General features: G+C 63.6%; 22 protein-coding genes and 1 tRNA gene. 15 read left to right on the forward strand and 8 right to left on the reverse strand.

From position 1 onward, the window contains the following. Positions 1-108: 108 nt before the first annotated feature. From pbpA to F6B93_RS00110, 5 genes are all read right to left on the reverse strand, one after another. A complete protein-coding gene (pbpA, locus tag F6B93_RS00090; RefSeq protein ID WP_211697087.1) occupies positions 109-1584 on the reverse strand; it encodes a D,D-transpeptidase PbpA in 1476 nt (491 codons plus the stop codon). Then, on the reverse strand, positions 1581-2990 hold the full coding sequence (locus tag F6B93_RS00095; protein WP_211697088.1) for an FtsW/RodA/SpoVE family cell cycle protein: 1410 nt from the start codon (positions 2988-2990) through the stop codon (positions 1581-1583). Before F6B93_RS00095 ends, pbpA begins: the two co-directional genes overlap by 4 nt. After that, positions 2987-4591 (reverse strand): PP2C family protein-serine/threonine phosphatase, encoded by a 1605-nt coding sequence (locus F6B93_RS00100; RefSeq protein ID WP_211697089.1) that lies wholly within the window; start codon positions 4589-4591, stop codon positions 2987-2989. The genes F6B93_RS00095 and F6B93_RS00100 overlap by 4 nt, the downstream gene beginning before the upstream one ends. Before the next feature lie 145 nt (positions 4592-4736). Next, entirely contained in the window at positions 4737-5204 is a 468-nt protein-coding gene (locus tag F6B93_RS00105) for an FHA domain-containing protein FhaB/FipA (RefSeq protein ID WP_211697090.1), read from the reverse strand. Positions 5205-5327: 123 nt separating this feature from the next. Beyond that, a complete protein-coding gene (locus tag F6B93_RS00110) occupies positions 5328-7025 on the reverse strand; it encodes an FhaA domain-containing protein (RefSeq protein ID WP_211697091.1) in 1698 nt (565 codons plus the stop codon). A 284-nt stretch (positions 7026-7309) separates the two neighbouring features. On the opposite strand from F6B93_RS00110, the gene F6B93_RS00115 reads away from it, so the two are divergent. The 9 genes from F6B93_RS00115 to F6B93_RS00145 all read left to right on the forward strand — a co-directional run bounded on the left by F6B93_RS00115 (position 7310) and on the right by F6B93_RS00145 (position 18122). Beyond that, positions 7310-7392 (forward strand) — tRNA-Leu (locus F6B93_RS00115). A gap of 525 nt (positions 7393-7917) precedes the next feature. After that, positions 7918-8202, forward strand: coding sequence for a hypothetical protein (locus F6B93_RS22575; RefSeq protein WP_246541182.1), 285 nt, complete (start codon positions 7918-7920; stop codon positions 8200-8202). A 92-nt stretch (positions 8203-8294) separates the two neighbouring features. Next, positions 8295-9752 carry a type I restriction-modification system subunit M gene (locus F6B93_RS00125; protein ID WP_211699181.1) on the forward strand — a complete coding sequence of 486 codons (1458 nt, stop codon included), beginning with the start codon at positions 8295-8297 and terminating at the stop codon, positions 9750-9752. Next, on the forward strand, positions 9749-10909 hold the full coding sequence (locus tag F6B93_RS00130) for a restriction endonuclease subunit S (RefSeq protein WP_211697092.1): 1161 nt from the start codon (positions 9749-9751) through the stop codon (positions 10907-10909). The genes F6B93_RS00125 and F6B93_RS00130 overlap by 4 nt, the downstream gene beginning before the upstream one ends. Before the next feature lie 9 nt (positions 10910-10918). Continuing rightward, a complete protein-coding gene (locus F6B93_RS00135; RefSeq protein ID WP_211697093.1) occupies positions 10919-14332 on the forward strand; it encodes a DEAD/DEAH box helicase family protein in 3414 nt (1137 codons plus the stop codon). Between the two features lie 198 nt (positions 14333-14530). Beyond that, positions 14531-14800 carry a DUF3644 domain-containing protein gene (locus tag F6B93_RS23640; RefSeq protein WP_425518485.1) on the forward strand — a complete coding sequence of 90 codons (270 nt, stop codon included), beginning with the start codon at positions 14531-14533 and terminating at the stop codon, positions 14798-14800. Between the two features lie 9 nt (positions 14801-14809). Next, entirely contained in the window at positions 14810-15091 is a 282-nt protein-coding gene (locus F6B93_RS00140) for a hypothetical protein (protein ID WP_211697094.1), read from the forward strand. A gap of 486 nt (positions 15092-15577) precedes the next feature. After that, on the forward strand, positions 15578-15706 hold the full coding sequence (locus F6B93_RS23325) for a hypothetical protein (protein ID WP_281426117.1): 129 nt from the start codon (positions 15578-15580) through the stop codon (positions 15704-15706). Between the two features lie 922 nt (positions 15707-16628). Then, on the forward strand, positions 16629-18122 hold the full coding sequence (locus F6B93_RS00145) for a WS/DGAT/MGAT family O-acyltransferase (protein WP_211697095.1): 1494 nt from the start codon (positions 16629-16631) through the stop codon (positions 18120-18122). A gap of 40 nt (positions 18123-18162) precedes the next feature. Here F6B93_RS00145 and F6B93_RS00150 read toward each other — a convergent pair whose 3' ends face one another. Both F6B93_RS00150 and F6B93_RS00155 read right to left on the reverse strand, forming a co-directional pair. Next, positions 18163-18510: a GNAT family N-acetyltransferase gene (locus F6B93_RS00150; RefSeq protein WP_211697096.1), complete on the reverse strand. Its 348-nt coding sequence runs from the start codon at positions 18508-18510 to the stop codon at positions 18163-18165. Positions 18511-18650: 140 nt separating this feature from the next. Next, positions 18651-19076: a WhiB family transcriptional regulator gene (locus F6B93_RS00155; protein ID WP_211697097.1), complete on the reverse strand. Its 426-nt coding sequence runs from the start codon at positions 19074-19076 to the stop codon at positions 18651-18653. A gap of 142 nt (positions 19077-19218) precedes the next feature. On the opposite strand from F6B93_RS00155, the gene F6B93_RS00160 reads away from it, so the two are divergent. From F6B93_RS00160 to F6B93_RS00185, 6 genes are all read left to right on the forward strand, one after another. After that, positions 19219-20016 carry a helix-turn-helix domain-containing protein gene (locus F6B93_RS00160; RefSeq protein WP_211697098.1) on the forward strand — a complete coding sequence of 266 codons (798 nt, stop codon included), beginning with the start codon at positions 19219-19221 and terminating at the stop codon, positions 20014-20016. Further along, the gene (locus F6B93_RS00165) at positions 20013-20849 is read left to right on the forward strand and encodes a C40 family peptidase (protein ID WP_211697099.1); all 837 of its coding nucleotides are present in this window, start codon (positions 20013-20015) and stop codon (positions 20847-20849) included. Before F6B93_RS00160 ends, F6B93_RS00165 begins: the two co-directional genes overlap by 4 nt. Positions 20850-20896: 47 nt before the next feature. Beyond that, positions 20897-21265, forward strand: a complete 369-nt coding sequence (locus F6B93_RS00170; protein WP_211697100.1) for a DUF4226 domain-containing protein — start codon at positions 20897-20899, stop codon at positions 21263-21265. Between the two features lie 122 nt (positions 21266-21387). Further along, the gene (locus F6B93_RS00175; RefSeq protein WP_246540928.1) at positions 21388-22680 is read left to right on the forward strand and encodes a DUF4226 domain-containing protein; all 1293 of its coding nucleotides are present in this window, start codon (positions 21388-21390) and stop codon (positions 22678-22680) included. Positions 22681-22721: 41 nt separating this feature from the next. Next, positions 22722-23039: an ESX-1 secretion-associated protein gene (locus tag F6B93_RS00180; protein ID WP_211697102.1), complete on the forward strand. Its 318-nt coding sequence runs from the start codon at positions 22722-22724 to the stop codon at positions 23037-23039. After that, complete coding sequence (locus F6B93_RS00185) at positions 23036-23341, forward strand: DUF2694 family protein (protein ID WP_211697103.1); 306 nt, start codon at positions 23036-23038, stop codon at positions 23339-23341. Before F6B93_RS00180 ends, F6B93_RS00185 begins: the two co-directional genes overlap by 4 nt. A 4-nt stretch (positions 23342-23345) precedes the next feature. Here F6B93_RS00185 and F6B93_RS00190 read toward each other — a convergent pair whose 3' ends face one another. Next, the gene (locus F6B93_RS00190; RefSeq protein WP_211697104.1) at positions 23346-23489 is read right to left on the reverse strand and encodes a hypothetical protein; all 144 of its coding nucleotides are present in this window, start codon (positions 23487-23489) and stop codon (positions 23346-23348) included. Positions 23490-23503 lie beyond the last annotated feature (14 nt).

A 23503-nucleotide genomic window follows, 5' to 3' on the forward strand; every position in this document is an offset into this window, starting at 1 on the left:
CTCGCGCGTTCCGCGCTGCGATCCTCACGCGCGCTCGCCTGCGGGGGCTCATGCCGTGCCTCCCGCGCGCTCCGGTCCTCGCGCGTTCCGCGCTCGCCTGAGGGGGGCTCACGGTCCCCCCTGTAGCGCGACTTCGATCACAGCCCGCCCAATCGGCGCGGCGAGCGCACCACCGGTCGCAGACAGGCGGTCGCCACCGCCTTCGACCAGCACCGCGACAGCGACCTTTGGCGCCTGCGCAGGGGCGAAGGCGATATACCACGCGTGGGGCGGGGTGTGACGTGGGTCGGTGCCGTGCTCTGCGGTACCAGTCTTAGATGCGATCTGCACGCCGGGGATGGCCCCTTTCTGCTGTGTGACTTTCTCGGCGCCGACCATCAGCTCTGTAAGCTTAGCCGCGAGTTCAGCCGACACCGCGCGGTGCGGCTGGCCCGGTGCCGCGGTGCTGATGTTGGCCAGGTCTGGCCCGGTGAGGCTGTCGATCAGGTACGGCTGCATCGTGATACCACCATTCGCGATGGTCGCCGCTATCTCCGCGTTCTCGAGCGGTGTCACGGCGACATCCTTTTGCCCGATGCTGGTCATCCCCAGCGCCGCTGGGTCGGGGATTGGCCCAATAGTCGACTCGGCGACCTGCAGCGGGATGGGGTTGGGCTGGCTGTCAAGACCGAACGATCGCGCCGCGCTACGCAGGGCATCGGCACCGGTGTTGATGCCCAGCTGGACGAAGGCGGTATTGCAGGATTTGGCGAAAGCCTCTTTGAGCGACACGGTCGCTTGGTCGCCGCACGCCTCGCCGCCGTAATTCTCCAACGTGGCGGTGCTATCGGGCAGGGTGATCTGTGGCGCCGCGGTCAGTTGTTCAGTGTCGGTGGCCCCGGACTGCAACGCGGCCGCGGTGGTGATCACCTTGAACGTGGAACCGGGTGGGTACGTCTCGGCGATCGCACGGTTTGTCAGCGGAGCGCCCGGGCTGTCACGGAGTTGCCGCCACGTCTGCCCCTGCACCTCCGGGTCGTGGGATGCCAGCAGGTTGGGGTCATAGGACGGTGACGACACCAGCGCCAGAATCTTTCCTGTGGACGGTTCCAAGGCCACGACCGCCCCTTTGCACGGCCCGCCGCAGCCTTGCTGCATCGCGTCCCAGCCGGCCTGCTGGATGCGTGGGTTGATCGTGGTCTCGACATTGCCGCCGCGCGGGTCGCGGCCGGTAAAAAAGTCGGCCAGCCGCCGGCCGAACAGCCGCTGATCTGATCCATTCAGCACCGGGTCCTCAGCGCGTTCGAGTCCCGTACTGGAGTAGCGCAGGGAGTAGAAGCCGGTGACCGGTGCGTACACCTCGGGGTTGGGATAGACCCGCAGAAAACGGAATCGGCTGTCGGTGGCCACCGAGTAGGCCAGTAGTTGTCCTCCCGCGGTGATCTGGCCGCGTTGGCGGGAATACTCATCGAGCAGGACCCGCTGGTTGCGCGGGTCGGTTCGCAACCCGTCGGCGGTGAAGACCTGGGTCATCGTGGCGTTGAGCAAGAGCAGCACGATCAACGCCATCACGGTCACCGAGATCCGGCGCAGCGAGGCGTTCATACGCGCTCGATCACCTCAGTGCCGGCCGCCGCGATCGGCGACTTGTCTCGGGGACGGGTGCGCAACGGTCGGCGGGCACTGTGGGAGATACGGGCCAGGATGGCCAGCAGCATGTAGTTGGCCAGCAGTGATGATCCACCGTAGGACATCCACGGCGTGGTCAATCCGGTGAGTGGGATTAGCCTGGTCACCCCGCCGACAACGATGAACAGCTGAAGAGCCAACGTGGAGGCCAGTCCAGCGGCCAACAGCTTGCCGAAACTGTCGCGGGTGGCGATCGCCGTACGCAGCCCCCGGACGATGACGATCGTGTACAGCATCAAGATGCTGGAGAGTCCGACCAGCCCAAGCTCCTCGCCGAACGCGGCGATGATGAAGTCTGTCGATGCCTCGGGGACCGTGTCCGGTTGACCGTTGCCGAGCCCGGTACCGAAGATCCCCCCAGTGGCAAAGCTGAACAGGGACTGCACAATTTGGTAACCGGCGCCGTCGGGATCGGCAAACGGGTGTAGCCACGTCTGGACGCGGACTCGAACGTGGTCGAACATGAAGTACGCGGCCACGCTTCCCAGGGCAAACAGAATCAAGCCGATGATGACCCAGCTGAACCGCTGCGTGGCGAGATAAACCACCACCAGAAACGACGCGTACAGCAGCAGCGAAGTACCAAGGTCCTTCTCGAAGACCATCACTCCTACGGAAGCAACCCACGCCAGCAGCAGTGGCGCAAGGTCTCGCGGTCGGGGCAGGGTCATGCCCATCAAGTGCTTGCCGACGCTGGTGAACAGGCTGCGTTTGGCGACGAGCACCGCCGAAAAGAAGATCAACAGCAGGATTTTGGAGAATTCGGCGGGCTGAATCGAGAAGCCGGGCAGTCGAATCCAGATCTTGGCACCGTTCTGCTCGGATAATGATGCCGGCAGCAGCGCGGGGATCGCCAACACCACGAGACCGACGAGCCCGCAGGTATAGCCATAGCGGGCCAGCTGCCTGTGGTCTCGGAGGAACGTCACGACGAGCGCGAATGAGGCCACCGCGACCAGAGTCCACAGCATCTGCTGGTTAGCGCTGGGATGGGTGTGCCGGCCGATCTCGTTGTCGACGAGGTCGAGCCGGTGAATCATGACCAGCCCAAGACCGTTGAGCAGCGCCACCACGGGCAGCAATAGCGGGTCGGTGTAAGGCGCGAAGCGCCGGATGGCCAAATGCGCGAATCCGAACAACGTGAGAAAAGCCAACCCCTGACTCGTCAGTTCCCAGTGCAAGCCCCGCTCTCTGTTGGCCTCCACGATGAGCAGCGCCGCCACAGTGATACCGCCGGCGAACACCAATAGCAGCAGTTCGGCATTACGCCGAGTCGGCAACGGAGGCGTCACAGCCACCGCTGGCTGTAGCTGCGTTGTCATGCGGCCGCCCGGCAGTCGATGCCCGGCCGAGGTGGGGGTGGCGGAAGCGCGGTCACCGTTGCCGCGGGGGTGTCAGTCGGTTGCGCGGAAGTGTTGGCTGGCGAAGTCGCTGATGGCGAGGCGGGCGCTGCCGGAGAGGTGGCGGTGGGGGTGCCGGTGGGGGTGCCGGTGGGAGAGGTGCCGGCGGGAGGGGTGGCGACGGGTGATGTGGTGGTGGGTGTTGTGGCGGTGGGTGTTGTGGCGGCCGGTTTCGAGGTGGTCGGGTTCGGTTGGGGTGACTGGCTGGCGGTGGCGGGAGATGGTTGCGGCGGAGAGGTAGCTCGTGGAGATGGGCAGGGAGGCAGCAAGGACGTGGCTGCCAATTCGCGCAACTGCCCAATGGCATCGTCGAGGGTGCCCGCCGGAAGCCCCGCCTGAACCGCCGCGCGTTCGGGAGGGCGCAGATCCTCCACCTTCATCAACTGGCAGTCGAGACGATCCCCGGACTGGCGGTAACTGATCTGCGATAGCTCATCGCCGGCAGATAGGCAGCCCATCAGGTAGGGCTCGCTCAGCGCCATGCCCAACAGCGACCCCTGAATCCCCCTCATGATGGACACCGTGCCGTTGTACGCGGCGACATAGTAGTTATTGCGGATGACCGCGCGCCCAATGATCAGGCTCGCTATCGCCAGGACTACCACCAGCCCTACGCCGACAGCCATCCGCCGTCGCGACCACCGAGGTCGATTGAACGACTCAACTTGTGGTGGAACGCGTTTGACAACTTCCTTGCGCGGGTTGATCGCAGACGCACGTCCGGCCGCGGTATTGGGCAGGGTCACTTGGTCGTCGTCACCGTCGCCGGATACCGCACCCGCCAGAATCGGTTGGGTCTGGCCGTAGTCGTAGTCGACGACGTCGGCGACGACGACAGTGACGTTGTCGGGGCCGCCGCCTCGCAGTGCCAATTCGATGAGGCGGTAGGCGCTCTCGGCCACGTCGGGGATCTGCAGTGCTTCGTGGATGGTTTCGTCGCTCACGGGGTCAGAGAGCCCGTCGGAGCAGAGCAGGTAGCGATCACCGGCGCGCGCTTCTCGCATGGTCAGCGTGGGTTCGACCTCGTGACCGGTCAATGCCCGCATGATCAACGAGCGCTGCGGATGGCTGTGCGCCTCTTCCGCGGTGATCCGACCTTCATCGACCAGGGTTTGGACAAACGTGTCGTCTTTGGTGATCTGGGCTAGCTCGCCGTCACGTAGCAGGTAGCCGCGTGAGTCACCGATGTGCGCCAGCCCGAGTCGGTTTCCCGCGAACAGGATTGCGGTGAGCGTGGTGCCCATGCCCTCGAGTTCCGGCTCCACCTCGACCTGCGCGGCGATGGCCGAGTTGCCGGACCGTACCGCGGTATCGAGCTTGCCCAGCAGATCGCCTCCGGGCTCGTCATCGTCGAGATGGGCCAATGCGGCGATCACCAGCTGAGATGCGACCTCGCCGGCGGCATGGCCGCCCATGCCGTCGGCAAGTGCCAGCAGGCGGGCGCCGGCGTAGACCGAGTCTTCGTTGTTCGCGCGTACCAGGCCGCGATCGCTGCGGGCGGCATATCGCAGGACCAGGGTCACGAGCGCCACTCTCCCCCGCAAGCGGGCAGTACGTCCATGACCCGGGCTCGGATACCTGGCGAGCCGGCATGCTCGTCATCGGCGGTAAAGATTATTGCGCGCCGCTCCTCCTGATCGCGGCGCTCTGCATCGTCGCCGGTGCGGGTCACGGGCGCAGCTCGATTGCCGTCTTGCCGATCCGAACCGGCATTCCGATAGGAACTCGTACCGCAGTCGTCACCTTCGCCCTGTCAAGGTAAGTGCCGTTGGTCGATCCTAAGTCTTCGACGTACCATTCGGAGCCGCGCTGCGACAGCCGTGCATGCCGTGTCGAGGCGTAGTCGTCGGTCAGCACCAGGGTCGAGTCATCGGCGCGCCCGATCAGCACCGGTTGGGAGGTCAACGTGATCCGCGCCCCTTTCAGTGCTCCGTCGGTCACCACCAGATAGCGCGCAACGTGCCTGCGCTGGCGTGACGGCAGCAGGCTGCCGGGCAATGCCAGGCTGCGGCGCACCATGACCGCGCCGGTGGGCGCATAGATGTCGGTCTTCAGGATCCGCAGAACAGACCAGATGAACACCCACAGCAGCATCAAAAATCCGGCACGCGTCAGTTGCAGTACCAACCCCTGCATCTGGCGTCCTTTCCGTCCTGCGCTTGCTGTCCTCCGTCGGTGTTGCCGAGCCGATCAGCAAAGAAACGATACTTTGACGGTGGTCGGCGTCGGATCAAGCTCGGCAGCTTTGACCCCGTGTGTTCAGTGAATGCGAACGATGATCTCCGAATGCCCCAAGCGGATGACGTCGCCATCGGCCAACTGCCACTCCTGCACGGGTGCGTTGTTGACGGTGGTGCCGTTGGTGGAGTTCAGGTCCGCCAGCAGCGCGGCCTGTCCATCCCAGCGAATTTCCAAGTGACGGCGTGACACGCCCGTGTCGGGCAATCGGAACTGCGCGTCCTGGCCCCGACCGACGATGTTCGAACCCTCACGGAGCTGGTACGTTCGGCCGCTGCCGTCATCGAGCTGCAGGGTGACCGCAGCTGCGGCGGACCCGTAGCCGCCGTAGCTGCCGTAGCCGCCGCCCGAAGGCTGGCCGTACTCAGGTCCGCTGGGTTGGCCGTAGTCGGGTCCGCTGGGTTGGCCGTAGTCGGGTCCGCTGGGTTGGCCGTAGTCGGGTCCGCTGGGTTGGCCGTAGTCGGGTCCGCTGGGCTGGCCGTATTCAGGTGCGCTGGGCTGGCCGTAGTCGTACTCGCGGCCGGCGGGCTCGGCATAGCCGCCGGCAGGTGGTGGGTATCCGGTGCTCGGCGCTGCGTCGGCGTAGCGGGTGTAGTCCCCCTGGCCGTAATCTTGCCGGCCGTATCCCGGCGCGTCCTGCTGGTAGCCCTGGTCGTACCCGCCTTGTTCGGGGTAAGCCGGTCGCTGCTCGGGGGGACCTTGGGGTGGGTAGCCGCCGCCCTCATCCTGGCGAGTCGGACCACGAAATTGCTGACCCAGCTGTCCCGGCTCTCCGTAGCCGCCGTAGCCGGGCTGCCCGCCGCCAGGCGGCGGTCCGTAGCCGCCCTGCTGGTAGCCCTGCTCGTAGCCAGGAGCGCCATACCCCGGGGGAGGTCCAGCCGGAGCTGGCGGACGCTGCTCATACGACGGCGGAGGCTCATACGACGGCGGAGGATAGCCACCCTGGCCCGGGTCGGCATAGCCGCCCTGACCTGGATCTTGGTACCCCCGTGCGTCGGGATAGCCGCCTTGGCCTGGGTCTTGGTACCCGCGCGCGTCGGGGTACCCGGCCTGATCCGGGTGACGCGGCGGCGGGTAGCCGGGCGGGGGTGGGTAGCCGCCGGCCTCGGGCCGGTAGCCCCCACGGGGGTCGGGTCCGCTCTGGGGATCCGACCCAGCACGCGGATCCTGTTGCGGGGGCGCGTAGCGCTCCTCGTAATAGTCGTCGGGCCGCCCCTGCCCCTGACCGCCCTGGTAGCTCGAATTGTCACTCATCGGTGGTACTCCTGGTTCTGCGTCAAACGCATCTTCTGATTGTGGCTGGGCGGAATTGCTGACCGTCGGGTGGGGCTCGATGTCGGGGTTAACAGCCCCGCGGGCGCGGAACTGGCCAATGTGCAGGTTCGACGAAGGTTCGAACCGGACGACCACATCACCATACGTTTGCCACCCCTGTTCTTGGATATGGTCCGCCAAGTGCTGAGCAAAAGCGCTCGACGTGAACTCCGGGTCGGTGCCCAACTTCTCAGAGTCGCTCACACTGAGCGTAATGATGTATTCGTTGGGTGCCAAAAGGCGATCACCCTGCAGCGCCTTGACACCGTCGGCGGCTTCGCGACGCAGCGCGGCTTCGATTTCTTGCGGGACGATGGATCCGCCGAACACCCGGGCAAACGCGTCCCCGACGGTCGACTCCAGTTTGCGCTCAATGCGCCGGACGAGCCCCTTCTGGCTACTCATCTTGCTGCGCTCGCCTCACAGTTCTTCTACGTTTCTGCTAGGTCGTCTCTTCTAGGTCGTCGACGCAAGGCAAACGACTCGCCCGCGTGTGTTGGTCAACCAAGCATGGTATCGGGATACGGCGGCGGTACGGCACCGTGAGAATCGTGAGAATTGCATTGAGACTGTTCAGAGATCTTTACGAAGCAGAGTCCGCAAGCCCAGGACCCTGATTCGCCCGCCGGCGCCCGACGCGGAGGTTGGGACACATGGCTACTACAGTGATATGGTCCTCCGGTTGTTTCGGGCGAGTGGCGGAATGGCAGACGCGCTGGCTTCAGGTGCCAGTGTCCTTCGGGACGTGGGGGTTCAAGTCCCCCTTCGCCCACCGCGAGTGGTTCACCAACTGCGAGCACCTCTATGTTTGGTGGGGTTGTTGTGCCCTAGACGTCTGGTTGGCGGGTTTGGGGACTTCGGTCGTTACGTCCCCGCTCTGGGGCCCGCGGGGGATTCCGGCGCATCGACGAATCCTGGCGTCGGCGGACGCGGTCTACCTACACTCCACCGGTGTGAGCTAGAAGGCGGCGCAGCAGGACACCATAGCCTCGCGGCAGCTGCTCAAGCTCGCCCTCGACGGCGATATCAGCGATTGCAGGCGCTGCGATGGGATGAACATCTCGGGCGCCACTGCCTCCGCGCCGGGCCATGGCAGCTTGAGTTCACCGGTGGCACTGGTCGGGCAGAGCCTCTGAGAGAAGTACATGGAGAGCCAGATCCCGTTTATCGCCGGCAGTGGTGAGTTGATCGATGAGAGCATCAGGCGTGCGGGTCGTGAGGAGGCGGAGTTGTTCATCAGCAACGTGGTCTACTGCGGGCGTCCTATGAGCACGAGAACGTCAATTGCTCCCCGTTTCTGCACCGCGAACTCGAAACTGTCCGGCCCCGGTTGGTGATCACGCTGGGGCGTGACGCCGACCGCGTATTGGAGTTCTTCTATCCGCGGGCGGGGGTGTCGCCGAAGCCGTTCGAACCTCAGCGCGGTCGCCTCCCGCAGGGTGTCTCGTACATCCTCAATGCCACGCACCCCTCGTGTATAAAACGCCAGTATGAGCAGTTGCGCGAAGATGAATACGTGGCGGAGCTGGCCGCGGCCATTCGGTGGGGCTTCGGTCGTGTGCCCTCGAATGGAAGCGAGTAGCGGCCACAGTCGGCTGCATCCTCCGCACTTGTCGGCCCAGCCGGATATAAGGTTCCGTTCAGTTCAAGACCATGAGTCGAGGGGGCGTACCCGTGATCACCGGTGAGTTGAAGAGCGAGGTCGACCGGGTCTGGGACGCGTTCTGGTCCGGTGGCATCGCCAACCCTCTGGAGGTCATCGAGCAGATCACCTACTTGCTGTTCATCCGTCGCCTGGATGATCTGGAGACACTCGCTGAGAGGAAAGCACGGACGACTGGCAAGGCCGAGGGCATGCGGTTCAGCACCGATCAGCAGGATCTGCGGTGGTCGCGGTTCAAGAATGAGGAGCCGGCGGTCATGTTCGCGACGGTCGGGGAGAAGGTGTTCCCGTTCTTGCGGGCTCTGGGGGGTGACGGCTCGACCTACGCCGAGCACATGAAGGGTGCCCGGTTCACCATCCCGACCGCGCAGCTGTTGTCGCGGGTGGTTGATCTGCTGGATGAGATCCCAATGGCTGACCGCGATACCAACGGCGATCTTTACGAGTATATGTTGTCCAAGATCGCCAGCGCGGGCCAGAACGGTCAGTTCCGAACGCCGCGCCACATCATCAAACTGATAATCGAGATGACCGCGCCGCAGCCAGTCGATGAGATCTGCGACCCTGCCGCTGGCACCGCGGGCTTCTTGGTGGCAGCCTCCGAGTACATCCGCGAACGATACCCATCAGCGCTGTCTGATGCCGCGCAGCGGAAGCATTTCCATACCAGCATGTTCCACGGGTACGACTTCGATAACACCATGCTGAGGATTGCGAGCATGAACATGCTGATGCACGGAATCGAGGCCCCGGACATCCGCTATCGCGACTCGCTGTCGGAAGGCGCAAGCGAGGATACCGAGAAGTACACTTTGATCTTGGCCAACCCGCCTTTTGCCGGGTCGTTGGACTACGAGTCGACATCCAAGGATCTGCAGCGGGTCGTCAAGACCAAGAAGACCGAGCTGCTGTTCGTGGCCTTGTTCTTGAAGTTGTTAAAGCCTGGTGGGCGCGCGGCGGTGATCGTTCCCGATGGAGTGCTGTTCGGGTCGTCAAAGGCGCACAAGGATCTTCGCCGAATGTTGGTTGAAGGCCAGAAGCTCGACGGGGTTGTGAAACTGCCGTCCGGTGTGTTCAAGCCTTATGCGGGCGTGTCTACGGCGATCCTGCTTCTTACCAAGACAAACTCCGGTGGAACGGACAACGTTTGGTTCTACGACGTGACCGCAGACGGGTTCTCGCTGGACGACAAACGAAATCCCGTCGAGGCCAATGACCTTCCAGAAGTGTTGGAACGATGGGGAGAAAGAACCGGCTCAGAACTTGATCGCGCGCGCACCGAGCAGTCGTTCTGCGTATCGAAGGAAGACATCGTTGCGCAGGGATATGACCTTTCGTTGAACCGATATAGGGAGATCGTTTACGACGAAGCTGAGCATAGGCGGCCGTCGGAGATCATCGCTGAGATCGAGACGTTGGAGTCGGAAATCACCGCCGAGCTAGCCGAGTTGAAGGCAATGCTGTCGTGAGGACCGTTGAGCTGGGCCAACTCATCGAGCCAGCGGTTGTGCGCAAAGCAGGGAGCGGCGAGTTCCCAGTCTTGTCCATGACGATGCATTCGGGCTTAGTCGATCAATCGGTGAAGTTCAACAAGCGCGTTGCGAGCGCAGACACGACAGACTACAAGGTGATCGAGCGTGGGCAGTTGGTCGTGGGATTTCCCATCGATGAAGGCGTACTTGACTTTCAGAATTCCTACGACGAGGCAATCGTCAGTCCGGCCTATGGGGTGTGGCAGCTTCGGAGTTCGGAGAGTGCAGACAGTTCCTACTTAGCGAGGTTCCTTCGGTCGCCCCGCGCATTGTCGTATTACAAGGCAAAGCTTCGGGGCAGCACGGCACGCCGTAGATCGCTGCCCAAGGGGGTGTTCTTGGAACTCAAGGTTCCACTTCCAACAATAGAAGAGCAACGGCGCGTGGCCGTAATTCTCGATCACGTCGATGCTCTCCGCTTTAGACGCCGCCAGGTGATGACAAGGCTAAATGACCTTAAGCAATCGATCTTCATCAACGCATTCGGTGACCCGGCTCGAAATCCAAGAGGTCTGCCCATGGGTACGGTGGGTGACCTTGTCGCATCCGCGGATTACGGCACAAGTGAAAAGAGTTCCCTTACTGGTGATATTGCCGTTTTGAGGATGAACAACATCACTTATGGCGGGGATGTCGATCTCAGAGATCTGAAGTACATGACGCTACCGAGGGGCAAGTTCGACAGGTACACTGTCCGGTCAGGTGACGTACTGTTCAATCGGACGAACAGTGCCGAGCTAGTCGGAAAGACGGCGGTCTATCGTGATTCAGATCCGATTGCATATGCCGGGTATCTCGTGCGGCTGCGCGTCGATGAGCATCACCAACCGGACTATCTGTCCGGAGTGCTCAACTCAGGTTATGGCAAGGCGACTTTGCGGGGAATGTGTAAGCGCATCGTCGGCATGGCAAATATAAACGCCAGAGAGGTTCAAACCATTCGGGTGCCAATTCCGAGCTCTGCCGATCAAGAGGCATATGCACACCACTTAGCTGCTGTTCGTCGCCAGCTGGCCGATCAAGCGAATGGGCTGTTGAAGCTCGAAGAACTGTTCGCCTCCCTCCAGTCCCGCGCGTTCTCCGGTCAGCTGTGAGGTAGCGCCATGTCCAACTTCGCCTTCCTGCACGCAATCGGTTGGCTGGAGATGCACACCGATTGTGCTCGGGCGGAAAGCTATGCCACCAGCGACCCACGCTCGGCGTGCTTCTATAGCCGCCGGACCGTCGAGCTGCTGGTCGACTATCTGTACGACGTTCTGGCGCTGCCGATTCCGTACAAGAACAATCTGGCCGCCAAGATCAACGATCCGAAGGTCAAGTCGAAGGTCGGTGTCGGGATCGCGACCAAGCTGAACCTGATCCGCAAGCTGGGCAATACTGCTGTCCACGGTGTGCACCCCATCCCGCCGCGGGCCGCTTTGGATACGTTGCGTGAGCTGCACCACGTGATGCTGTGGGCCGCCTTCCGGTATTCGACCAAGCCGCAAGCGGTTCCGATGAAGGCCGCCTTCGATCCGAAGATCGCGGCCCAGGCGGCACCGCTAACCCGGCAGGAGGTCGCTCAACTGGCGGCGAAGTTCGCCGCCCAGGACGAAGCTCACGCCAAGGCCCTGGCCGAGAAGGACGAGCTGGCAGCGCAGAAGGACGCCGAGATCGCGGAACTGCGGGAGGCGGTCAAGAAAGCCCAAGCCGCCAACCAGCAGAACGACGACCGCGACTACAACGAGGCCGACACTCGGGATCGGTTCATCGACGTGATGCTGGCCGAAGCCGGCTGGCCCCTCGCCGAGACTAAGGACCGCGAGTATCCGATCACTGGCATGCCCAGCCCGGACGGCAAGGGCTTCGTCGACTACGTGTTGTGGGGCCAGGACGGCCTGCCGCTGGCTATTGTGGAGGCCAAGCGAACCACCAGGAGCCCGCAGGTCGGTCAGCAGCAGGCCAAACTGTATGCCGACTGCCTCGAGCAGATGACGGGCCGCCGCCCGGTCATCTTCTATACCAATGGGTTTGAGCACTGGATTTGGGATGACGCCGGCGGCTACCCGCCGCGGGAGGTTCGGGGTTTCTACAGTCGCGACGAGCTGGAGCTGTTGGTCCAGCGCCGCGACACCCGCAAACCGCTGACCGATATGCCGATCGACTCGGCCATTGTGGAGCGCCACTATCAGCACCGCGCCATCCGCGCGATCGACGACGCCTTCACCGGCAAGCAACGTGAAGCCCTGCTGGTGATGGCCACCGGGTCGGGCAAGACCCGCACGGTCATCGCGCTGGTGAAGCAGCTGATGGAGGCCAACTGGGTCAAACGGGTCCTGTTCCTGGCTGACCGCACCGCCCTGGTCACCCAGGCCGCGAACGCGTTCAAGGCGCATCTGCCCGATGCCACCACCGTGAACCTGGTGACTGAGAAGATCACCGACGGCCGGGTGTACGTGTGTACCTACCCGACGATGATGAACCTCATCGACGACACCGACTCCGGCACTAGGAGATTCGGGCCCGGCTACTTCGACCTCGTCGTCATCGACGAAGCCCACCGCTCCGTCTACCAAAAGTACCGGGCCATCTTCGACTGGTACGACTCACTGCTCGTCGGGCTAACCGCCACCCCCAAAGACGAAGTCGACCACAACACCTACCGACTGTTCCACCTTGAAGACGGAGTGCCCACCGACGCCTACAGCCTCGACGACGCCGTCAAGGAAGGCTTCCTGGTTCCCGCGGTCGGGATCTCCGTCGGCACCAAGTTCCTCCGGCAAGGCATCCGCTACGCCGACCTGTCCGAAGAGGAGAAAGACGACTGGGACGCCCTCGATTGGGGTGAGGGTGATCCGCCCGATGAGGTGAGTTCCGAGGAGATCAACCGGTTCCTGTTCAACGAGGACACCGTCGACAAGGTGCTCGCCGAACTGCTTAGCAAGGGCCACCGGGTCGCTGAAGGGGACCGGCTGGGCAAGACCATCATCTTCGCCAAGAACAAGGATCACGCCGAGTTCATTGCGCGGCGTTTCGACATCCAATACCCGCAGTACGCAGGCCAGTTCGCCCGGGTCATCACCCACGGATTGAGCTACGCGCAATCGCTGATCGACGACTTTTCCGTCACCGAGAAGGCCCCGCACATCGCGATCTCGGTTGACATGCTCGACACCGGTATCGATGTCCCTGACGTCGTCAACCTCGTTTTCTTCAAACTGGTGCGCTCCAAGACGAAGTTCTGGCAGATGATCGGCCGCGGCACCCGCCTGCGCCCTGACCTGTTCGGTCCCGGCCTGGACAAGGCGAACTTCTACGTCTTCGACTTCTGCGGCAACCTCGAATACTTCAGCCAAGACCTCCCCGGCTCCGAAGGCTCCTTGCAGAAATCGCTGAACCAGCGGCTGTTCGAAACCCGGCTCGGGCTGATCACCGCCATCGACTCCGCCTGGCCGGCGAAGAACCCCGAGCCATCCGAGGGGCAGGGCACCGAAACCGAACGCGGACTCCGGGTCGACATCGCGTGGTCACTGCACCAAACCGTCGCCGGGATGAACCTCGAGAATTTCCTCGTCCGCCCGCACCGCAAGTTGGTTGAGCAGTATGCGGAATGGCCGGTCTGGAGTGCGCTGACCCCGGAGGCCGCCGGTGATGTGGGCGAGCAGTTGGCCGGGCTGCCCTCGGCGTTCAAAGACGAGGACGAGGACGCCAAACGCTTCGACATGCTAATCCTGCGCCGCCAGCTCGCCCAGCTGGAGGGCGATGACGTCGCCGCGGAACGCCTGCGGAAGCAGGTCCAGAACATTGCCACCCTACTGTTGAGCCAGACGGCGATCCCTTCCGTTGCTGCACAACAGGTCCTGCTTGACGAAGTTGGTAGCGACGAGTGGTGGGTCGATGTCACGCTACCCATGCTCGAATCGGTCCGGCGCAAGCTGCGCGGCCTGCTGCGATTCCTGGAGAAAGCCAAGAAGGTGGTTGTCTACGCCGACTTCGCCGACGAACTCAGCGGAGCCACCCTCGTCGACCTGCCCGGCATTACCCCTGGGACGAACTGGGAGCGGTTCCATGCCAAGGCAAGGGCCTGCCTCAAGCAGCAACAGGATCATGTGGCCCTTCAGCGGTTACGCCGAAACAAGCCGCTGACGTCGGACGACCTCGATGCGTTGGAGCGCATGCTCATTGACAACGGAGTTGGGGAACAAGCCGATATTGACTTTGTTCGAGAGCAGTCGCGCGGGCTGGGGCTGTTCGTGCGCTCGCTGGTCGGTTTGGACCGCGAAGCTGCCGCCGAAGCGTTCGGGACCTACCTCGACGGGACTCGGTTCAACGCTGACCAGATCCGGTTCGTCAACCTCATCGTTACCGAACTCACCGCCAACGGGGTAGTGGAACCGGCGCGACTGTACGAGTCGCCCTACATCGACCACGCACCGACCGGGCCGGACGATGTGTTCTGCGAGAGCGACGTAGACAGCATCATTTCGATACTTAACACTGTGCGAGACAACGCGGCTCCGGAGGGCGGGGCCGCGTGAAGCGCACCGCGGCTGCGGCGATATCGTTCCGACGAAGCCGCGTTCAGGGCTCGCCGAGTATCGCCTGACGGCGGGGCACGGCCCAGCTCCCGAATCGCACCGCCGTCACTTGGAACCGCGGTCTGGCCCCCGAGTGTTGCGCCGAGTTGGCCTGAAACCGTGCGATCATTCAGCGACACGGGGAAGGGATGACGCGCGATGGCGCGACCTCAGCGGTGGGAACTGCTCCTACGAGCGTCGCAGCAGGAGGCACTGCTGGCGGTCAGCCTGTTCAACGATCCTGGCCGGGAACGGGCGCTTGAGGGCTTCGTCGTCCACATGCACATCGCTTGGATGTACGCGTTTCACTCGGAGTGGCTGCGGGCGGGAAGAACTATCATGTGCCGCTCAGCGAGCAGACGGGCAGCCGGTTCTAGTGCTCGTTCGCGTTGCGTTCGCGTCGGAACGGATCTGTTCCCGGCAGTCTGAGGTCAGATCATGTCGCTGTCGGGCTATGCCGTCCGGGAGGACGGGCGGATGATCAGGGCCGCGCGTACGACCACTGCCTCCGAGGCATCGGCCCGCAGCGAGCGGCTGCACAAGCTGCTGGCGGCCCGTGGCGCGCACCCGGCTGTTGTTCGCCACAGTCGGTCTGAGCTCCTACGGAAGGATTGCTACGAGGCCGTGTTCGAAGCGGTCAAGGGCCTCGGTAGCCAGACCGGCATCCATCTGGGAACTGCATTATTGAGATCGCTTCTTTCGCTTGGCTCGACGGGATAGGCAGCGTCGAACCTTTGCCAAGTGGCGCTTGCGGCGCATAGCAGCAAAAGTCCAGTCTGATCCGCGGCTGCGTGGCCCTAGCGGAAAACGGACGCGAGCTGCTCGTACACCTCGGGCAGGGGTTGTACGCCACCGGCGGCCCGCGTTGTCCACAACAAACGCCTCGACGTCAACACACTCGATGTCACCAACTTGCATGAGTAGCGCCTCAGGCGTAGGTGGTTCCAGGTAACCGCGGATTGGAATTAGACCGCGCTGGACCGAGTCATCGGGCGGTACGACACGGATGTGAGGCTCGGTGAAGGTCCATTGCGACTTGAATACCGTCGGATGGACGCCGGAATACCGTGGGGGAGGATCATCCGCGGAGTCGGCTTCTTGCTCGTTGGTATCGGTGTAGGCGGGCTGAAACGGCTCTTGCCAGGTGCAAGCGATCCTGTAGTTGATTCGCGCGACATAGATTGGTGCGTGGCTGGCGTTGCGTGCGTGCCAACGGACTACGATTTCTTCGCGCCCGCCAAGATCTTCCTCCTCGATCGTGGGCCAGAGACCGAGTTGATCAATTTGGCTTCGTTCGCGATCCATGCGGTCGCGAAGGAAGATCCGGAACGCTAACAACAGCGATCCAGCGCCAAGCCATGCGGGAACGCTCCCCCAATCAACCTCCGGCATCAGGCGAGATTACTGGCAGATCGCCACGCGGGTCGACCCGCCAAAGGCTGCCGACTCGCGACGAAAACCCAACGAGTGCGTGCCAACAGGGTTCTGCGAGAGTGCCTATGCGACGGAGGTTCAGGGCCTCGCTCGGTGAGCGGCGTCCCTGTTAGGGTGTCTGCGTCAACCAGCCAGGCGTCCTGTTCACCGTGGCCTCACCTTGTCCACAATGCGTCCGCAGAGCTTCAATGGCTGCCTTACTTTGCCTACCACACAATGGCGTTGGCTTGTGATTTTCGTTGTTTCACGGCGCTTGCCCGGTGCGAACGCCAGAGCCGACTCGTTCGCATCGAGTGGCTCAAAGGTTCGAATCCCCTTAGCTACGCGAGTCTAGAACTGACGGACACCACTGGTAGTCGGGGTCTTCGAGCACTCGTACTCCCGCAGGGTCTCGGTGAGCCGGCGTTTGATAGGCACCCACGCGTGTTCAGGGGCGGTGGCGACATCGTGAGCCCAGCGGCACCCGTCTTGTTCGTACCTTTCGACTTGATCGGCGGTCACCAGGACTGCTCTGGCTCGCCTAGCTGGCGGTAGGACGTGGTTGCGGGATGGATGTCGACCGCAACCCTCTGACGGGCCGGCCAGGGTGTGACGTCACGCCCGATACGCTAGTTGCCTCGCCAAGGTGGTGCTGGATTAGCGCTGCGGCGACTAGAAGGCCAGCCCCATGTGCAGATGCCGAAAAGCAATCCGTGCCGCCGACAGTACCCGCTTGGGTTACGGTCTCTTTGGAAAGGCTGCTCGTCATCGCCGGCTGGCTTGCACGACGCGACGGCTGCTGGCCCTACCACGCTTGACGACGTCGTCACCGAAGGAGTAGCCAGTGAGCAAGACCGCCAGGCGGCTCGGCCCGCAAGACATGTTCTTCCTCTACTCGGAATCGTCCAGCACGATGATGCACGTGGGTGCGCTGATGCCGTTCACTCCACCCCAGGGTGCGCCACCGGATTTCCTGCGCCAACTCGTCGATGACAGCAAGGCCAACGAGGTGGTGGACCCGTGGAATCTCAAGCTCAGCCACCCGGGCATGCTCTATGACCCGACACAGTCCTGGGTGTTCGACGACAACTTCGATCTGGATTACCACGTGCGCCGCTCGGCGTTGGCCAGTCCCGGCGACGAACGCGAACTCGGAGTTCTGGTTTCCCGGCTGCATAGTCACGCATTGGACCTCAGCCGCCCACCGTGGGAGATGCATTTCATCGAGGGCCTCGAAGGTGGCCGTTTCGCTATCTACATCAAGATGCACCACTCGCTGATCGACGGCTTCACCGCCCAGAAAATGCTGGCCCGCAGCCTGTCGACCGACCCGGACGACACCACACACCCATTGTTCTTCAACGTTCCCGCGCCAGGTCGAAAGCCCGACGAGGCCGAAGAATCCGCCGGCGGCGGCGGCCTGATGGGTGGTGCCAGTAGCGTGCTCAGTGGCCTAGGCGACGTTGTGAAAGGCTTGGGCGGCGTGGTCAGCGGGGTGGGCAGCGTCATCGGTTCGGTGGCCGGCGCGGGACGGTCTACGGTTGACCTCACCAAGGCGCTGGTGAACACCCAGTTGCGCAGCGACAACGAGTACCGCAACCTGATTGGCTCGGTACAGGCCCCGCACTCCGTCCTCAACACCCGCATCAGCCGCAATCGCCGATTCGCCACCCAGCAATATTCCCTCGAACGGCTCAAAAGTATTGGCGCCCAATATGATGCGACGATCAATGACGTGGTGTTGGCAATCGTCGGGGGCGGTTTGCGGCGATTCTTGGACGAGCTGGGTGAGCTACCCGACAAGTCGCTGATCGTAGTGTTGCCGGTCAACGTACGGCCCAAGGACGATGAGGGCGGCGGCAACGCGGTCGCGACGACGCTGGCGACCCTGGGCACTGACATCGCCGATCCGGTGGAGCGGCTGCAGGTCATCACCGCGTCAACCAGCCTGGCAAAGGCCCAGCTCAGGACTATGGATAAAGAGGCGATCCTGGCTTACAGCGGCGCGCTGATGGCGCCCTACGGAGTGCAGGTGGCCAGCGCGCTCACCGGGGTGAAGCCGCCGTGGCCGTACACCTTCAACCTGTGTGTCAGCAACGTGCCCGGGCCCAAGGATGTGCTGTACCTGCGGGGTAGCCGGATGGAAGCGTCCTATCCAGTGTCCCTTGTGGCGCACAGCCAGGCCCTCAACGTCACCGTGCAGAGTTACGCCGAGACGCTGAACTTCGGCTTCATCGGCTGTCGTGACACGCTGCCGCACCTGCAGCGGCTCGCCGTCTATACCGGGGAAGCGCTCGATGAGTTGGACGAGCGGAGCGATTCCGCCGCCGTGAACTGACTACCACCACCCGACACCGGTATTGACCGGCCAACCACCCTCACGTACCAGGCTGGGTCTTCGTTTTCGCCCACGCATCCACCTCGGCGGTGACGGGGTCGGTGATGTCGTCGAATTCGGGATGGCGCTTGAGCACCGTGCTGACCATGGAGCACACCGGGACGATGCGCTTGCCGTCGTCGCGGGCACCCTCCAGCGCCTTTTTGACCAGGATGCTGGCCAACCCGCGCCCGCGAAATTCGGGATCGACCACAGTGCGGTAGAAGACCCGTTGATCTCCACGGTCGGCGAATTCAGCGAATCCGGCGGCCTTGCCCGCGACGGCGATGGTGTACTTCTGCTCTTCTGCATGAACCGTGGGTTGCGGTCCGGTCGGGTCACTAGTCATGATGGCGCCCTTTCTTCAGGAGCCTTCGCGGACCTGGCAGCTGGTTGATGCGTGGCTAACACCGCCACCCTACTGCCGCTGGCGTGCCGGGCGGTCCTGTCGCCGGCGTCGACCTACCGAGCCGCAAGCTCGACCAGCGGTCAGGCGGCGTTGCGCGGGCCGGCCCGGCCCACCCGTGAAGTCGGTAGATGCAGCACGACCGCGGTCACCGAGACGACGTCGTGTTCGCTGCGTTCCAGCAGAGCTGCGTTTTCTGGAAGTTGCCGGGAATTGATCTCCCCGGCCGCGATGAGTCCTAAGACCTCGTGGGTGCGCGCGAGCTGCTCGCGCTTGCGGTACTGGCCGCCGGGAAGCTTGACGCCCGCCCATACGCCGTATTCCTCCCGATGTTGGATCGCGTGTTGGGCGCAGCGACGCTGCTGTGCGAGTGGACACCGGCGCAGGCACTGAATCCGTGCCTCCGTCGCCGACCGCTCATAGGCGCGGGCCTTCGCGGCGCCGTCGCCTCCGTCGTCATCCGGGTAGCCGAACCAAAGTTCTGGGTTGGTAGCGCATGGGTGTGCCATGTGTGGGTCTCCTCCTCCGGCTAAACGTAGACGAAAGCGTATACGTTTGAAGCCGAAGGGCGCAAGGGAAAGGCGACAAAAACGCATATAAACTAAGAAGCTGCACGTCGTGTGTAATATCCGGCTATGGCGCGAGGGTGCGATGAGCCGTGAATCGGCTGGCGCGGCCATCCGCGCGTTGCGCGAATCGCGGGACTGGTCACTCGCCGACCTCGCGACCGCGACCGGCGTCAGCATCATGGGTCTGAGCTATTTGGAGCGTGGCGCCAGGAAACCACACAAAAGTACAGTTCAAAAGGTCGAGAACGGGTTGGGGCTGCCGCCGGGTACGTACTCACGACTGCTGGTCGCCGGCGATCCCGACGCCGAGCTGGCCCGGTTGATCGCGGTGCAGCCACCGCCGGCGGCAGCAGCGCGGCGCGCCGATTCGGTGGTAGTGGATCGCCACAGCGACACCGATGTGCTGGAAGGTTACGCCGAAGCGCAGCTTGACGCGATCAAATCGGTTATCGAGCGACTGCCGGCGACGACATCAAACGAATATGAGACGTATATTCTGTCTGTGATCGCGCAGTGCGTGAAGGCGGAGATGCTGGCCGCCAGCTCATGGCGGCTGGCGGTCACCGCCGGTGCTGACTCCACTGGACGCCTCATGGATCATCTGCGCGCGCTCGAGGCGACCCGCGGCGCCCTGCTGAAGCGAATGCCGACCAGCCTCGGGGCACGGTTCGATCGAGCTTGCGCGCGCTCGCCGCTGCCGGAGGCGGTCATCGCCGCGCTCATCGGTGTCGGCGGCGACGAGATGTGGGATATCCGCAATCGGGGTGTCATCCCACCAGGAGCACTCCCCCGAGTTCGCGCTTTCGCTGAGGCGGTGGAGGCCAGCGAGTCAGCCGATCGGGGCTGCTCAGATACGGACGGTGGGACGGAGGACCGGTGAGCCAGAGCGAAATCGAAGTATTGAGTCGTGCCCATCGAATGTTCGCGGGCAGCGGTCGGCACCCCGCGCTGGACACTGACACTTCGCACTACGGAAGTCTGCTGCAGCGCACCGGCGAGCTGAATACGCTGGCAAGCCTGCCTCGATATCAACATGCCGCGCGCCGCGGCCAGACCGCGCTGCGCGCGGCGGCACACACCGATGCCGAGGCCGCGGCAGTCATTGTGTGTGCCCAGCGGGATCGGGCCGAAGCGCACGAGCTGACGAGGAGGGTTCTCGACGCGGCTCGTGCCGATGTCGTTGCCACTCCCCTTGCGCCGCTGGCGTGGCGGGAAGCCATGCGGCGGCGGGCGGCAAGGCTGCGGGCTCAACGCGCACATGTCCTCGCGGCGCGGCGGCGGGCGCGGCGCCGATTGGTGGCGTTACGTGCATTGCATTACCGGATGCCACACCATCGTCGCCATCGTCTGCTTGGCCTGCGGCTACCGGCGGCAGACAGCCGAGCCACAGCGGCCGTGCGCGCGGCGTTGTCGCGACTGGGTCGCCCCTATGTCTGGGGCGCGACCGGGCCCAACCAGTTCGACTGTTCCGGGCTGGTCCAATGGTCCTACGCGCAGGCGGGAGTCCACGTGGATCGCACCACCTATCAGCAGATCCATGACGGGATTCCGGTGCCACTGTCCCAAGTCCGGCCGGGCGATCTCGTCTTTCCGCATCCCGGACATGTGCAGCTGGCGATCGGCAACAATCTGGTCGTCGAGGCACCGTATTCGGGTGCATCAGTGCGGATCAGCCGGCTAGGTAGCAACGTCGCAATTCGTCGCCCCATGTAAGCAATCGAAGCGCCCACCCGGGTTGGGCGAGATGAGAAGGTGGACCCATGTCCGAACAAGCCGGACCGTCGATAGCTGCCATTCAGGCGCGGCAGGCCAAGCTGGCCGGACAACACAACACGATGGCCGACGCCGACAGGGTGCTGGCGGAGGCGCTTGGCAGCGCGCATGCCGCGATGCGCGACAGCGTCCGACGGCTCGACGCGATTGCCGCCCAAATCGATAGTGCGGTGCCGGAGCAGCATGGGCGGGCCGTCGATACACCACTGGGGGCGCGTGAGTTCCAGAAGTTTCTGGTTGCCAAGCAACGGGAGATCGCGGCTATCGTTGCCGAGGCACAGGAGCTCGATCGAGCGAAAAGCGCTGTGCTGGAAGGCCTACGGGTACACTATGCGCGCCCGGGAGGCCAAGAATGAGCTTGAGCCCACCGTGTGATGCGGCAACGGATGTTCGTGAACGTTTATCGAGCCCGCGTCACTTAGGCGCCGGCAATGAGGTGAATTGTGAGCCTCAACACCCCTGGGTACTGTCCCTCGGCATGGCGGAGTCGGGGCAGCATCCGAAGCGCGGCGAGGTGCCTTCGGACGCGACTGCGACGCCAGCGGAGAGCAGCCGAACGGGTTCCGCCGAAGCTATCGCGGATGCGGAACTGGCTCTAGCACACCAGAATTCAGCAAGTGCTCAGCTTGACCTGCTGGTGATTTCGGCGATTCTGAACGCGCATCTCAAAGCTGTCGAGGGTCGGGAGGCGCTCAATCAGCTGCAGCAAGACACCGAGGCCGCGGTACGAACGCGGTCGGATCTGGACACCCCAGCGGGCGCTCGCGACTTCCAGCGGTTCCTGATCGGAAAGCTCCGCGACATTCGTGGAGTCGTGGCCAACGCCAGCCTCGACGATACGTCGAAATCAGCGCTGATGGCTGCCTGGACGTCGCTCTACAACGCGTCGCAGGTGGGATCGGGTACACCACGTGATCCTGAGGCGGCGACAACTACCGTCGATCCTGGACCTGCCGGCAGCGCGGCCGGGCTCGCGGCTTCCCCAGACGCTGCCTGGGATCCAGCCCTCGATGCGCTGCTGCTGGACGATCCTGCCCTGGTGCCTGAGGATTTGGTACCGCAACCACCCGCCGCACCGGTGATGCCGACCCTGCCCTCAATGCCAGCCATTCCCAGCCTTGGTGGCGAAGCCAGACCAGGTGTGGCAACCTCTCCGAGCTCCGCTCCCGGTTGGACCGGGCCGGGGGACCTGCCGTTTTCGGGGCTGCTGAGGGGCGGTGGGTTGGAGCCAATCGGCCTCGACGACGGAGCGTTCGAATCATCAGACCCGGACCCAAGGGATTACGAACCTGCCGACGAACCCGAAGAACATGCCGGCGACGAGCACGAGGACGCGTCATCGGAGCAGCCAGGATCCCCACTGCCCGGGGGACCGACCACAGTTGCGCTGCCCAACGGTGAAACAGTCACCGCCGCAAGCCCCGAGCTCGCCGCTGCGATCAAGGCCGCAGCAGGCGGAGCACCGATCGCGGCGGCATTCCAGCAGCAGGGCATAGCCATACCCGCGCCCGGGACGGCCGTGACCGACCCGATCGATCCTGCCCACGTGATACCGGGCGACATCGGTATATTCACCGACCGTCATGCACTTGCTCTCGGCCGTAGCGAAGCGCTGCTCGACGGCCAGATTCAGCACATCTCCACCGTGACGGGGCCAAGCTTTCTAGGCTGGGAGCACCCGCCGACGCCTCCACCTGCGACTGCGCCGGCCAACACAGCGGCCCCGACACCTACCCGGCCGGCAGGTTCGTCGACCACCTCGCCATTGTGAGGCTGCCGGCGCACCGCCGGCCCAGTTAGAGGAGACAGCAGATGGCAGATCGAATCCACGTGGTGCCAGCACACCTGCGCCAGGCCGCTGTTCATCACGAGCAGACCTCCGACTACCTGCGGACCGTCCCATCGTCACACGCGGCCATCCAGGAGAGTTTGGACTCACTCGGGCCGATATTCGGTGAGCTACGTGACGCCGGGCGGGAACTGCTCGAGTTGAGGCGGCGGTACTACGAGCAACAGGCCGACGACCACTTCGATCTAGCCGACAATCTGAAGACGTCGGCAACCATGTGGGAAGAGCACGAGCAGGAGGCGGCACGTAACCTCGGCAGCATCATTGACGACGGTCGATGACCAACGCCAATCCCGCATTCGACACCGTTCACCCCAGCGGCCATATCCTGGTCCGCTCGTGCCGCGGCGGGTATATGCACAGCGTCGCGCTGGACGAGGCGGCCATGGAAACTGACGCAGAGACGCTGGCACAGGGGATCCGGCTGACCGCGGACGTGTCGTGTCTCAAGGCGCTGCTGGAAGTGCGCGAGGAGATCATCGCCGCGGGGCACACCCCATCCGCGGAGGTTCCGACCCCCCACGACCTTGACGTGGCGATTGAAAAACTGTTGGCGCACCGACTGCGTCGTAGTGACCGCTGAGGGCTTAGAGGGTCCAAGTCTTAGCGATATCGGGGTCGGGCACGATGTCTTTCGGTGGCTCGATCGGATTGGCACCGAACAACTCTCGCGCGCGGGACAGTAAGGCCCGCACTTCGTCGAGTTGCTGCTGTAGCGCAGAATCGGCCATGTCGCCACGCTACC

Source organism: Mycobacterium spongiae (genome assembly GCF_018278905.1).
GTDB lineage: Bacteria > Actinomycetota > Actinomycetes > Mycobacteriales > Mycobacteriaceae > Mycobacterium > Mycobacterium spongiae.